The sequence below is a fragment of the Paraburkholderia sp. Ac-20336 genome (assembly GCF_017105025.1).
Classification (GTDB): domain Bacteria; phylum Pseudomonadota; class Gammaproteobacteria; order Burkholderiales; family Burkholderiaceae; genus Paraburkholderia.
The window spans coordinates 1-13,217 of record NZ_JAAGPS010000088.1 but is presented as its reverse complement, the minus strand read 5'-3'; the positions used below and the strand labels follow the sequence as shown (position 1 = coordinate 13,217).

Below are 13,217 nucleotides of genomic sequence, written 5' to 3'. Positions count from 1 at the left end.
AGATGGTGCGGTTCGGGGCTGACCGCCGCTTCAATCGCTCACGATTGCGGCGACTGCCCCGTGTCGTAATCGACGTAGCTGCTTTCGCGGCAGAAGCTCACGAGCCGCACGCCCGCCTGACGCGCAATCGTAATCGCCAGCGAGGACGGCGCGGAGATCGTCGCGAGCATCGGCACGTCGACGCGCGCGGCCTTGCGCACGAGTTCATAACTCGCGCGGCTCGACAGAAACACGAAGCCATCACGCGTATCCGCGCGATCGAGCACGAGCTGGCCGATCAGTTTGTCGAGCGCGTTGTGGCGGCCGACGTCCTCGAACGCATGGCGGATCGCGCCTGCCGCATCGCACCACGCGGCCGCGTGCAGGCCGCCCGTCAGACGCGTGAGCGCCTGATGCTCGGGCAGGGCACGCGCGGCGCGCGCGATCGCATCGGGCGCGAGCCGTTGCAGAAAGCCGGTGTCGGGCACGCGAGCCGGCTTCAGATCGAGCAGATCGATGCTTTCGATCCCGCATACGCCACAGCCGGTGCGCCCCGCGAGCGCGCGGCGCTTTTCCTTCAACGCGACGAACGCCTGTTGCACGACCTGTAGCTGCACTTCCGCGTGCGGCAGCTCGCCATCGTCGTGCAACTCGACCTCGATGTCCCGAATGTCGCTGCCACGCTCGACGATGCCTTCCGAAATCGCGAAGCCGACCGCGAACGCTTCGAGGTCGCGCGGCGTACACATCATCACCGCATGCGAAATGCCGTTGAAGACGAGCGCGACCGGCCATTCCTGGCCGACGTGATCGGTGACGGTTTCGACCTGCGCGCCGCGATGCCGGCGCACCTCGCGCTGCACCGCGCCGGGTTGTTCGGTGGCGTCGTGGTCCGTGCCGCCTCGCTGAGCGTTGTTGGGCGCGTGGTCCTGGCCGATTCCCTGCCCGCCGTTCTGCCCGATTTCCTGTCCGTTCAAGCTGCTTTGCTCCTGTACCATGCCGCGCTCACGGGCGTTTGCCCGCGATGTCGCGCGAATAAGGTTCTAAAATACCTCAAGCGACGCCCGCATGCTGTCCGTCACCGCGAAGGAGCCTGGTCATGGCACTCAACGAAGCCCCGCTTCTGTTCGACTTCGAAGTCGCGTCTTCGGAGAATTTCACCTATATCCCGATGTCGGTGCGCTTCAATCTCGATCGTTTCGGGCTGCGTATTTCGCTCGATCAATGGCAGCAGTTGCCGCTCGAAGACCGCAAGCTGCTCGCGCGCTTTCCGGTCGACGAGGACATCGAAACCGAACCGAACTTCGATCACGCGCTGTTCGAAATGCTGCGCACTCACGCGAACGTCGAGCCGGAGTGGTTCACGCCCGAAGCCGCCCCCGCATGGCGCCGCATCGACGACGTGCCCGCAGGCGTCGCGCATCAGGCGGGACTCGCGGGCCTCGCCGCGCCGAGCGTCGCGCGCTGGGCCGAACTCGATCCGTTCAAGCGCTACGTGCTCGCCAAGCTGTCGCGCAAGCCCGAGGCGAATCACGACTTCGTCCCGGCGATGAAGGAGTTCGGCGCGGCCGGCTAGGCGCGGCCGCTTGTCTTGCGCGTGTCGTGCGGCGATCGGCGCGACGTGCCGTTCATCGGCGAGGCAAGGTCCAACATCGTCCTGTCATAGTGCAATGCGATTCTATAAAAGAGTCAGCATTGCGATACTGATCGAACGCTCGATCCACGAAGGGGCTCCAAAGAAGCCACCTCGCTTTCGGTCCCAGCGCGACGTATCCCGAGCCTCGCCCCGCCTCTCGCCCTCTACCTCCGATCGCTCGCGGCCGCTATCCCGCGACGGTATTTTTTCCTTCCCTCCCTCAATCTTTTCGCAACGCGGTCGTTATCCATAAGTTAGCGCGTAAAAAGATTCGCATCGATGCCGCAGGACGCACCGAAAGCGAGCGCTTCCGCCCTCGGAACGATTGACGTTCGGAATCCATGAATTCTTTCTTATCGAAGCGGCTGCTGATCAACCTGGCGGTCGTCGTCGTGGCGGTCGGCGCCAACGCGTTGGTCGCCTACACGCAGATCCGCGGACAAAGTGACGCCGACGTGCGCATGTTGCGTTCGACGAGCGTGCGCCAGCACCTCGATGCCTACCGGGCGACGCTCGACAACGCGCTTGCCGCGCTCGGCCGCTTCGAAGCGTCGGGCCAGCGCGCGCCGCTCGACACGGCCGCCGCGACGAGCTCGAAGCTCGTCAGCCTGGAGCTCGAGCTGCGCGACGACTTCACGGACGAGCCGTTGATGAGCGGCGCGCTGACCCGGCTTTCCACGGACAGTCTCGCGCTGCAACACGACATCGACGCCGAGCGGCAGAGCACGGCCGCCGTGCCAGAGGCGTCGAGCGAGGCGGCCGCGCCCACGCGTCTCACGCCCGCGCTCAGACGTGTGCAGGCGGCGCTCGCCGCGCTGCGCGCCGAGGAAAACCGCGCGTTGCAGAACTCCCTCGCAGCGGCGGCGAGTGACGGCGAACGCGCGACTTTCGTGCTGATTGTGACGATGCTCGCCGGCAGCACGCTGCTCATCATGACGTTCGGCGCGCGCGAGAGCAGCGCGCGCGAAAAGCTGCACAGCGCCCGCGCGCTCGTGCGCGGCGAACAACGCTTTCGCAGCCTGTTCGACGATCACGCCGCGCCGATGTACATCTTCGATCGCGAGACGCTGCGCTTTCTCGCCGTCAACGCGGCCGCGGTCCAGCAATACGGCTACTCGGAAAGCGAGTTTCTCGGCATGACGATTCGTGCGATCCGCACGCAGCCCGAGATCGCGCGCCTCGAAGCGCATCTCGCCCGCTGCCCGGCAGTCGTTCACGGCCACACGATGGCGGGCATCTGGCGTCACCGCCGCAAGGACGGCAAGATCATCAGCGTCGACGTGTCGTATCACGCGCTGAACTTCATGGGCTGCGACGCGTTTTTCGTGCTCGCCGACGACGTCACCGAGCAGATCAATGCCGAAGCCGAAGCGCGGCGCTCGAACCAGATGCTCGAAGCCGTGATCGACAGCATTCCGCAGCGCATTTTCTGGAAGGATCTGAACTCGCGCTATCTCGGCTGCAACATGGCGTTCGCGCGCGACGCGGGGCTCGCGTATCCCGAGCAGGTGGTCGGCAAGAGCGACGCCGATCTGCCGTGGAGCAAGTTCGCGAGCGAGATGACCGAATACGACACCGAAGTGGTCAGTACCGGCGTGCCGCAGATGAACTACGAAGTCGAACTGATGATCGACGGCGAGTACCGCACGCGCATCACGAGCAAGCAGCCGTTCACCGACGGCGACGGCCGCGTGATCGGCGTGCTCGGCTCGTACCAGGACGTGACCGAGCGCAAGCGCGCCGACCTCGCGCTGCGTCTGCAAAGCCGCGCGCTCGACGCGAGCGTCAACGCGATCCTGATTACGGCGCCGTCGCCGGCGGGCAATCTGATCGAATACGTGAACCCGGCCTTCATGCGCATCACCGGCTACGATCCCGCCGAGGTGATCGGCCACGACTGCCGCGTGCTGCAACGCGACGACCGCGAGCAGGAAGGCGTCGCGCTGATTCGCGAGGCGCTCGCGGCGAACCGCGAGGTCAGCGCGGTGGTGCGCAACTATCGCAAGGACGGCGCGCTGTTCTGGAATCAGCTGTTCATCGCGCCGGTGCCGGACGCGGATGGCGTGATTACGCATCACATCGGCGTGATCAACGACGTGACCGAGTTGATCCGCTATCAGGAGCAGCTCGAATATCAGGCCAATTACGATAGCCTCACGCGGCTGCCGAACCGCAATCTGCTGCGCGACCGGCTCGAACATGCGCTCGTTCTCGCGCGGCGGCATCACAGCGGCGTGGCGGTCGTGTTTCTCGATCTCGACGGCTTCAAGAACGTCAACGACAGCCTCGGCCACAGCGTCGGCGATAGGCTGCTCGGCGTGGTCGCCGAACGGCTCACGCGCTGCTCGCGCACGAGCGACACGATCGCGCGGCACGGCGGCGACGAGTTCGTGATCGTGATGACCGACACCGTCGACGAAAAATCGCTGATCGCGTGGATGGAGCGCGTGCGCTCGTCGATCGCGGAGCCGGTCTGGCTCGACGGCAACGAGTTGTACGTCGGCTGCAGCATGGGCGCGAGCCTGTTCCCGCAGGACGGCGACGACGCCGAAACGCTGATGAAGAAGGCCGACGTCGCGATGTATCGCGCGAAGGACATGGGCCGCAACACGTTCCAGTTCTATCAGCCGGAGATGAACGCGAGCGCGGGCGTGCGCCTGAATCTCGAACGGCGTTTGCGCCGCGCGCTGCGCGACAACGAGTTTCTGCTGCATTACCAGCCGCAGGTCGATATCGGCAGCGGGCAGATCGTCGGTATCGAGGCACTGGTGCGCTGGCATGACCCCGAGGTCGGGCTCGTGCCGCCGTCGTCGTTCATTCCGCTCGCGGAAGAGAGCGGGCTGATCGGTCCGCTGTCGGAATGGGTGCTGCGCGAAGCGTGCCGCCAGAACAAGGCGTGGCAGGACGAGGGGCTGCCGCCCGCGCGCGTGTCGGTGAACCTGTCGGCGCGCGTGTTCCAGCAGCGCGACATCGCGAAGCTCGTCATGCAGGTGCTCGCCGAAACCGGGCTCGAACCGAAATACCTCGAACTCGAACTGACCGAGAGCACGATCATGCGCAACGCCGAAGAAGCCGTGTCGATGCTCAACGAACTGCACGCGCTCGGCATCGGTCTCGCCATCGACGACTTCGGCACCGGCTATTCGAGCTTGAGCTACCTGAAGCGCTTCCCGGTGGACCGGCTCAAGATCGACCGCTCGTTCGTGTCGGATATCGGCGTCTCGGGTGACGACGAAACGATCACCTCGGCGATCATTGCGCTCGCGCATTCGCTGAAGCTGCAGGTGATCGCCGAGGGCGTGGAGACGTCCGCGCAACTCGATTTCCTGCGCGAGCGCGAGTGCGACGAAATGCAGGGCTATTACTTCGCGAAGCCGTTGTCGACCGATGCGATTTCGGCGCTGCTGAACGGCGGACTGGTGAAGGAGCTGGAGACGGCCTGAGGCGCCGGCGACTCAGCCGAGCGCGGGCAGCGGGCGTGGCCGGCGGTTGCTGTCGGTGGCGACGTAGGTCAGGGTGGCTTCGGTGACCTTCACGACTTCCTGGGCGAGGCTCATGCGCTGCGCGTAAACCTCGACCGACACCGTGACCGACGTGTTGCCGGTCTTGATGATATCGGCGTAAAAGCTCAGCAGATCGCCGACGAACACCGGCTGCTTGAACAGGAACGAATTGACCGCAATTGTCGCGACGCGCCCGTTCGCGCGACGGCTTGCCGGGATCGAGCCGGCAATGTCGACCTGGGCCATGATCCAGCCGCCGAACACGTCGCCGTGGATGTTCGCGTCCGCCGGCTGCGGCATCACGCGCAGCGCGCAGGATTTGGACGGAAGTTGCAGAAGATCGGTCATCGGGACATCCTTGGGAAACGTGTTCACGCGTATCGGCTGGAGCGCCTTGACCGTGGGCCCCGGGCGGCCGGCCGGGGCGTGACGCCCGCGGCCCATGAAAAGCGGCGCCAGCCGGCTTCTGCGACAATGCGAAGATCAGGAATTGTACGGGAAAGCGCCCAGCCCAGCGAAGCGCGAGCCGCCCGAAGCGTCACAGGCAGGATCGGGCGCTGCGGCCGGCTCGCCCGGGTCATGTGCGGTGCGAACCTCACGCGTCGCCGCGCGCTCCGGCAGTTCCACCTATTTCCCCAGCCGACCCCATGCGCCGCTCGCCTTCGTCCGAACCCTCGCCGATTTCCACCCAGCCTCGCAACGACTGGCAGACGATCCTGTCGCTGCTGCCGTACCTCGCCACCTACAAATGGCGCGTCGGCTTCGCGCTGAGCTGTCTGATCGGCGCGAAGGTCGCCAATCTCGGCGTGCCGATCGTGATGAAGCGCATCGTCGACAGCCTCGCGTCCGTGCAGCATCTGACCGCGCTCGGCCGCGCCCAGGACGCGCCCGGCATCGTGCTGCTCGGCGGCGTCGGCCTGCTCGTGGTCGCGTATGCGGTGGTGCGCCTATCGACCTCGTTTTTCACCGAGCTGCGCGAGATCCTGTTTTCGAAAGTGACCGAAAGCGCGGTGCGCCAGCTTGCGCTGAAGGTGTTCCGCCATCTGCATGCGCTGTCGTTGCGCTTTCATCTCGAACGGCAGACGGGCGGCATGTCGCGCGATATCGAGCGCGGCACGCGCGGCATCACGCAGCTGATTTCCTATTCGCTCTACAGCATCCTGCCGACGCTCGTCGAAGTCGGTCTCGTGCTCGGCTTTTTCGTCGTCAAATACGAGGCCTATTACGCGATCGTCACGTTCGTCGCGCTCGCGGTGTATATCGTGTTCACGGTGAAGGTCACGGAGTGGCGCACGCATTTTCGCCGCACGATGAACGAGCTCGATTCGAAGGCGAATTCGCGCGCGATCGACTCGCTGCTCAACTACGAAACCGTCAAGTACTTCGGCAACGAGGAGTGGGAGGCGAATCGTTACGACGAAAACCTCAAGCGCTATCGCGCGGCGGCGATCAAGTCGCAGCGCTCGCTGTCGGCGCTGAACTTCGGGCAGCAGGCGATCATCGGCACGGGGCTCGTGTTCATCCTGTGGCGCGCGACCCAGGGCGTAATGGCCGGGCGCCTCACGCTCGGCGATCTCGTGCTCATCAACACGTTCATGTTGCAGCTGTATATTCCGCTCAATTTTCTCGGTGTCGTGTATCGCGAACTGAAGCAGAGCCTGACCGACATGGACCGCATGTTCTCGCTGCTCGGCGCGCCCCGGGAAGTGCCCGACGCGCCCGCGGCGGCGCCGCTCGCCGTGGCCGGCGCGCAGGTGCGCTTCGAGCACGTGAGCTTCGCGTACGAGGCCGCGCGGCCGATTCTGCACGACGTGAGCTTCACGATCGCCGCCGGCACGACGACGGCGGTGGTCGGCCATAGCGGCTCGGGCAAGTCGACGCTCGCGCGCCTGCTGTTCCGCTTCTACGATCTCGACCGCGCGACGGGCGGCGCGATCGTGATCGACGGGCAGGATATTCGCGACGTCACGCAGGATTCGCTGCGCGCGTCGATCGGCATCGTGCCGCAGGACACGGTGCTGTTCAACGATTCGATCTACTACAACATCGCATACGGCCGGCCCTCGGCGACGCGCGACGAAGTGATCGCGGCGGCGCGCGCGGCGCATATCCACGAGTTCATCGAGAGTCTGCCGAAGGGCTATGACACGCCGGTCGGCGAGCGCGGGCTCAAGCTCTCGGGCGGCGAGAAGCAGCGCGTCGCGATTGCGCGCACCGTCCTCAAGAATCCGCCGATCCTGCTGTTCGACGAGGCGACGTCCGCGCTCGATTCGCGCTCCGAGCGCGCGATCCAGCACGAACTCGACCAGATCGCGCGCGAGCGCACCACGCTCATCATCGCGCACCGGCTCTCGACGGTCGTGCACGCGCAGCAGATCATCGTGATGGACAAGGGGCGCATTGTCGAGCGCGGTACGCACGCGGAGTTGCTGCGCGCAAATGGACTCTTCGCGCAGATGTGGGCGTTGCAGCAGCGCGCCGCGCAGACGCCGGACGCGGTGGAAGGGGCGGACCTGAAGCAGGGCGAGGTCGGGGCGGACGCCGGCGCGCGGTGATTGCCGGGGGCAGCGGGCTCTACTTCGGGCTGGGCTCGCGCGGCGGGCAACTGTGCCCGCCTTCGGTTCCGTGCACCCGCCTGCGGCTCAGTACACCCACCTGCGGCTCAGCGCGCCCGCAGCAGCCGATCGAGCGCTGCCAGTTGTTCCGGGGTCCCGACGTTCTCCCACAAGCCTTCGTACAGCTCGCCGCTCGCGAGGCCGCGCGCGATCGTCTCGCGGTAATACGGGCTCAGCGCGCGCCGCGTGCCGCGCGGCAGGGCGCGGAACATGCGCGTGTCGTAGAGCCCGATGCTGCCGAACGTGAGACGCGGCGGCGTATCGAGCGACAGCACGCCATCGGCGAAACCGAAGTCGCCGTTCGGGTGGAACGGCGGGTTCGGCACCATCACCAGATGCATGCCCGGCTCGGGCAGCGCGCGCAGGCGTTCGGCATGCGCGGTAAGCGTCGTGTAATCGAAATCGGCATACACGTCGCCGGCGACCGCGACGAACACTTCGCTCGCGCCCCCGTCTTCGAGCAGCGGCAGCGCATAGGCGATGCCGCCCGCGGTTTCCAGCGCCTCGCCCCCTGGTTCGGCCGAATAGCGCAACTCGATCTGCCAGCGCGAACCGTCGCCGAGCGCGGCTTCGAGCTGTGCGCCGAGCCACGCGTGATTGATGACGATCGTCTCGATGCCGGCCCGCGCGAGGCGCTCGATCTGCCATACGATCAAGGGCTTGCCGCCCGCTTCGAGCAGGGGCTTCGGACACGCGTCGGTCAACGGGCGCATGCGCTCGCCGCGGCCCGCGGCGAAAATCATCGCTTTCTTCACGGAGAGGCTCATCGCTCAGAAGGTGTAGCCGACTTCCTGCGCGCGGCCTTCGAGGTCGTCGAGCAGTTTCGCGAACGGGCGCAGCGGCGCGTAACGTTCCGCCACCTTGCGTGCATAGCCGATGAAGCGCGGCAGGTCGTTCATGTAATGCGCCTTGCCGTCGCGGTAGTGGATCCGGCAGAAGAGGCCCAGCACCTTGATGTGGCGTTGCAGCCCCATCCATTCGAGCTGGCGGTAGAACTCGCCGAAATCGGCATCGACGGGCAGGCCGGCTTTTTTGGCGCGCTCCCAGTAGTACGCGAAGCAGTCGAGTTCGAACTCCTCGTCCCAGCTGAGGAAGGCGTCGCGCAGCAGCGATACCACGTCGTAGGTGAGCGGGCCGTACACGGCGTCCTGGAAGTCGAGCACGCCGGGATTGGGCTCGGCGATCATCAGATTGCGCGGCATGAAATCGCGCAGCATGAAGCCTTGCGGCTGTGCGCGCGCGCTCGCGATCAGCAGCGCGAACGTGCGATCGAGCAGCGCGCGCGTGGCGGCGTCGACCTCGCGGCCGAGGTGCCGGCCGATGAACCACTCGGGCATGAGCTCCATCTCGCGGCGCAGGAACGCTTCGTCGAACGGCGGCAGCACGTCTTCGCGCGAGCTCAGTTGCCAGCGGATCAGCGCGTCGAGCGCGTCGCGCATCAGCGCGCGGGCCGCGCGCGCGTCGCCGCTCGTCTGCGCCCCGGTCAGCGCGCCGAGGTACGAGGCGGTGCCGAGGTCGGTGACGAGCATGAAGCCCGCGTCGAAATCGACTTCGAGCACGCGCGGCACGTGCACGCCGGCCGCGTCGAGCAACTGCGCGATCTGCGCGAACTCGCGGCATTTTTCGGGCGGCGGGGCGTCGACGGCGATCAGCGTGGCCGCGCCGTTGCCTTGCGCCGCCTTGCCGGCGAGCCGGAAATAGCGCCGGAAACTGGCGTCGGACGAAGCGGCAACGAGGCTGTCGGGCTCGAGCGCATGGCGTGCCGCGTGGTTTTGCAGCCAGGCTTTGAGCAGGGGGAGACGGGAGTCGGTGAGGTCTGGGTTCGAAGGCGGCGTCATGAAAAGCGGCGGCAAATTCTGGGGGGCAACGTCTTGCCATATAATACCCCACGACTTTTTTGACGCGACTCGCACGCCCGCTTGCGCGTGTTTCGTTCCACCGCCCGCCCTATCGTTCGGCAACCTGTAAATCCTGACGTGCAGCCGACTGTCACGGTCGCGGTGTGCAGGCGGTGGATCGCGATGACGCAAGCGTTGGCACGGGCCGATTGCCAAACGATACATGCCGCCTAGACAGCTTTCCAAAATCAATTCCTCCTGTGCAGTCATGCCGCGCAAAAGGCGGCTCGTCGCGGCGTTGATCGCCGTTCCGGGCCTCATGCCCGCGCTGGCGCACGCCCAGCTGGCGGGGGAAGCTGCGCAGCCGCAGGCGATCGATCCGCCGTGGGGCATGCAGCTTGCTCCGCAGCTCGAAGAGCATCCGCTGCAGACGGGCCAGCGGCCCGCCACCTTCGTGCTCGGCGACCAGGCGAGCGGCACGATCGACCAGGATCTGGCGGCCAAGGGCTCGGCCGAAGTGCGTCACAACACGGCCGTCATCAAGGCCGACGCGCTGCACTACGATCAGGACACGGACATGGCCGATGCCTACGGCAATGTCCACGTGGTCAACACCGGCAACACCTTCATCGGGCCCGAGGCGCATCTGCGCGTCGATTCGACCGAAGGCTTCATGAACGCGCCGAAGTACCACTTCAACATGACGGGCGGCTCGGGCAGCGCGCAGCGCGTCGACCTGCTCGACGCCGAGCGCTCGGTGTTCACGAAGGGCACCTACACGGCCTGCTCGTGCACGGACAATCCGGCCTGGTACATCAAGGGCAGCGAGTTCGATTTCGATACCGGCGCGGACGAAGGCGTCGCCTACAACAGCGTGCTGTTCTTCCAGGGCGTGCCGGTGTTCGCCTCGCCGTGGCTGTCGTTCCCGCTCTCGGGCGACCGGCGCAGCGGCCTGCTGCCGCCCACGTTCTCGCTGAGTTCGTCGAACGGCTTCGAACTGTCGGTGCCGTATTACTTCAACATCGCGCCGAATCGCGACCTGACGCTCACGCCGCGCCTGATCTCGAAGCGCGGTGTGCAACTGCAGAGCACGTTCCGCTATCTGTCGCCGACGTACTCCGGCTCGATCACGGGCGAGTTCCTGCCTGACGATCACCTGACGAAGACCAACCGCTACGCGCTGTACATCCAGCACAACCAGAACTTCGGCAACGGGTTCGGCGGCTACATCTACTACAACAAGGTTTCGGACAACACGTATCCGGAAGACCTGTCGTCGTCGGTCAACCAGTTCATGAACGGCACCCAGCTCCTGTACCAGCAGGAAGCCGGGTTGACCTACAACAACGGACCGTGGTCCGTGCTCGCGCGCGAGCAGCACTGGCAGACGCTGCAGCCGTCGGTCGCGCCGTACGGCCGCGAGCCGCAGTTGAACGTGAAGTACGCGAAGTACAACGTCGGCGGCTTCGACTTCGGCGCCGAGGCCGACTACACGAACTTCCGCATTACGACGGCCGACGTGACCGAAGGCCAGCGGGTGCTGTTCAACCCGTACCTGTCGTATTCGGTGGTGGGGCCGGGCTACTTCGTCACGCCGAAGATCCAGTGGCACTTCGCGTCGTATAACCTGAACAATATTGGCACCGACCTGTCGGGCGTGTCGAATGCGCAGAAGAATTTCACCGAGTCGATCCCGACCTTCACGTTCGACACCGGGCTGACGTTCGAGCGCTCGGTGCGCGTGTTCGGGCAGGACTACATCCAGACGCTGGAACCGCGCCTGTACTACGTGTACACGCCGTACCGCAACCAGGACAACGCGCCGCTCTTCGACACCGCCGACTCCGACTTCGGCCTCGCGGAAATCTTCACGCCGAACACCTTCGTCGGCAACGACCGGATCGCCGACGCGAACCGCCTGACCGTCGGTCTCACCACGCGCTTCATCAACCCGGCCACCGGCGACGAACGCGCGCGCTTCGTGATCGCGCAGCAGTATTACTTCCAGGATCAGCGCGTCACGCTGGAGCCGAGCCAGACCAGCACCGAGGCCACGCACTCGGACCTGATCGCGGGCGCGTCGGTCAAGCTGGGCGCCGGTTTCGCTTCGGAAACTGCGTTCCAATATAATGCCGACAACAATCAGCTCACGAAGACGAGCGTCGGCTTCGGGTTCAGTCCGGCGAGCGGCAAGGTGATCAATGTCGCGTACCGCTACACGCGCGCCAACACCACGCTCGACAACGAGCCGATCAATCAGGTGCTGATTTCGGGCCAGTGGCCTCTGTCGCATCGGGTGTACGGGGTCGGTCGCTTCAATTACGACCTCGGCGGCCACCGGATCGTCGACGGCCTGATCGGCCTGCAATACGACGCGGACTGCTGGACGCTCGGCGCCGGTATCCAGCGCTATGCGAACGGCCTGAACACCTCGGGGCAGAATCAGTCGAGCACACGGTTTCTGGCGCAGTTGACGTTCAAGGGGCTGTCGAGCGTCGACAACGGGCTGATGACCGCGTTCCGCACCAGCGTGGCCGGTTACACGCCGTTGCCGCCGCCGCCGCCGCCGGAGTCGAGGTTCACCAACTACGAATGACGGTCGCCCGGTCATTCATGGCTTGCGAAAAGACGGGCGAAGCGCCCGACATCATTGGAGTATCTGTGGCAATCATGAAACAGCTTCGCTTGGCAACGCTCGCGGCGGCTCTCGTCGCCGTGGCGTCTTTCCTTCCGGTTGCGCCGGCGCAGGCGCAGGCATTGAGCGACAGTGGCGGCCAGACGGTCGACACGATCGCCGCGGTGGTCAACAACGGCGTCATCACGCAGCGTGAGCTCGACGAACGCATGGGCCTCATCACGCGCCGGCTGAACCAGCAGAACGCGCCGGTTCCGCCGATGGACCAGTTGCGCCAGCAGGTGCTCACGCAGATGGTGCTGGAGCGCATCCAGCTGCAGAAAGCCAAGGAAGACGGCATCACCGTCGACGACGCGGCCGTGCAGCACGCGCTCGAACGTCTCGCGCAGGCCAACAACATGACGCTCGCGGTGTATCGCGCGCGCATCGAGTCGGAAGGCGTGCCCTGGACCACCTTCATGAGCGACGCGCGCACCGAGCTGACGCTCTCGCGTCTGCGCGAAAAGGAAGTGGACAGCAAGATCACGGTGACGGACGCCGAGGTCGTGAACTACATCGCGAGCCAGCGCGGTCCGAACGCCGGGCAGACGAACGATCTGCACATCCAGCACATTTTCCTGAAGGCGCCGCTGAACGCGTCGGAGACCGACATCGAAGCGGCGCAGAAGAAGGCTGACGCGCTGCTCGCCGAAGCGAAGGGCGGCGCGAACTTCGAAAAGCTCGCGAAGGCCAATTCGCAGGCGCCGGATGCGGCGAAGAACGGCGGCGACCTCGGTTTCCTCGCGCCGTCGAAGCTGCCGCCCGAGTTCGTCACGGCCGCGGCAACGCTGCGCCCGGGCGAGGTCGACCCGCAGGTGATCCGCACCAACGACGGCTTCGAGATCGTGCGCCTCGTCGAGCGTCGCGCCGGCCAGGGCACCACGGCGGACGCGCCGAAGCTCGTGCAGACGCACGTGCGCCACATCCTGCTGCGCGTCGGCGACGGCATTTCGGAGCCGCAGGCGCGCGAGA

The 13,217-nt window shown here is 65.8% G+C and carries 9 protein-coding genes; 5 read left to right on the top strand and 4 right to left on the bottom strand.

Going from position 1 to position 13,217, the window contains the following annotated elements; all coding sequences use genetic code 11:
• Positions 1-38 precede the first annotated feature (38 nt).
• Positions 39-956: a formate dehydrogenase accessory sulfurtransferase FdhD gene (gene fdhD, locus GXB81_RS21710; RefSeq protein WP_241016467.1), complete on the bottom strand. Its 918-nt coding sequence runs from the start codon at positions 954-956 to the stop codon at positions 39-41.
• Positions 957-1,078: 122 nt separating this feature from the next.
• Between fdhD and GXB81_RS21705 the strand changes: the two genes are divergently transcribed.
• Positions 1,079-1,555: a nitrate reductase associated protein gene (locus GXB81_RS21705; RefSeq protein ID WP_205990288.1), complete on the top strand. Its 477-nt coding sequence runs from the start codon at positions 1,079-1,081 to the stop codon at positions 1,553-1,555.
• 401 nt (positions 1,556-1,956) lie between these two features.
• Entirely contained in the window at positions 1,957-5,058 is a 3,102-nt protein-coding gene (locus tag GXB81_RS21700; RefSeq protein WP_205990287.1) for an EAL domain-containing protein, read from the top strand.
• 12 nt (positions 5,059-5,070) lie between these two features.
• On the opposite strand, the gene GXB81_RS21695 is transcribed toward GXB81_RS21700, so the two are convergent.
• Positions 5,071-5,466, bottom strand: a complete 396-nt coding sequence (locus tag GXB81_RS21695; RefSeq protein WP_167035848.1) for an acyl-CoA thioesterase — start codon at positions 5,464-5,466, stop codon at positions 5,071-5,073.
• 299 nt (positions 5,467-5,765) lie between these two features.
• On the opposite strand from GXB81_RS21695, the gene GXB81_RS21690 reads away from it, so the two are divergent.
• Positions 5,766-7,673: an ABC transporter ATP-binding protein/permease gene (locus GXB81_RS21690; RefSeq protein WP_205990286.1), complete on the top strand. Its 1,908-nt coding sequence runs from the start codon at positions 5,766-5,768 to the stop codon at positions 7,671-7,673.
• Positions 7,674-7,780: 107 nt separating this feature from the next.
• Here the strand turns inward: GXB81_RS21690 and murU are convergent, their stop codons facing one another.
• Positions 7,781-8,500, bottom strand: coding sequence for an N-acetylmuramate alpha-1-phosphate uridylyltransferase MurU (gene murU / locus GXB81_RS21685; RefSeq protein ID WP_167035854.1), 720 nt, complete (start codon positions 8,498-8,500; stop codon positions 7,781-7,783).
• A gap of 3 nt (positions 8,501-8,503) precedes the next feature.
• Positions 8,504-9,571 (bottom strand): phosphotransferase, encoded by a 1,068-nt coding sequence (locus GXB81_RS21680; RefSeq protein WP_205990285.1) that lies wholly within the window; start codon positions 9,569-9,571, stop codon positions 8,504-8,506.
• A 268-nt stretch (positions 9,572-9,839) separates the two neighbouring features.
• Here GXB81_RS21680 and GXB81_RS21675 point away from each other — a divergent pair, with 268 nt between their 5' ends.
• Complete coding sequence (locus GXB81_RS21675) at positions 9,840-12,167, top strand: LPS-assembly protein LptD (RefSeq protein WP_240158595.1); 2,328 nt, start codon at positions 9,840-9,842, stop codon at positions 12,165-12,167.
• A gap of 65 nt (positions 12,168-12,232) precedes the next feature.
• The coding region (locus GXB81_RS21670; RefSeq protein WP_346777811.1) for a peptidylprolyl isomerase at positions 12,233-13,217 on the top strand (985 nt) is incomplete at its 3' end.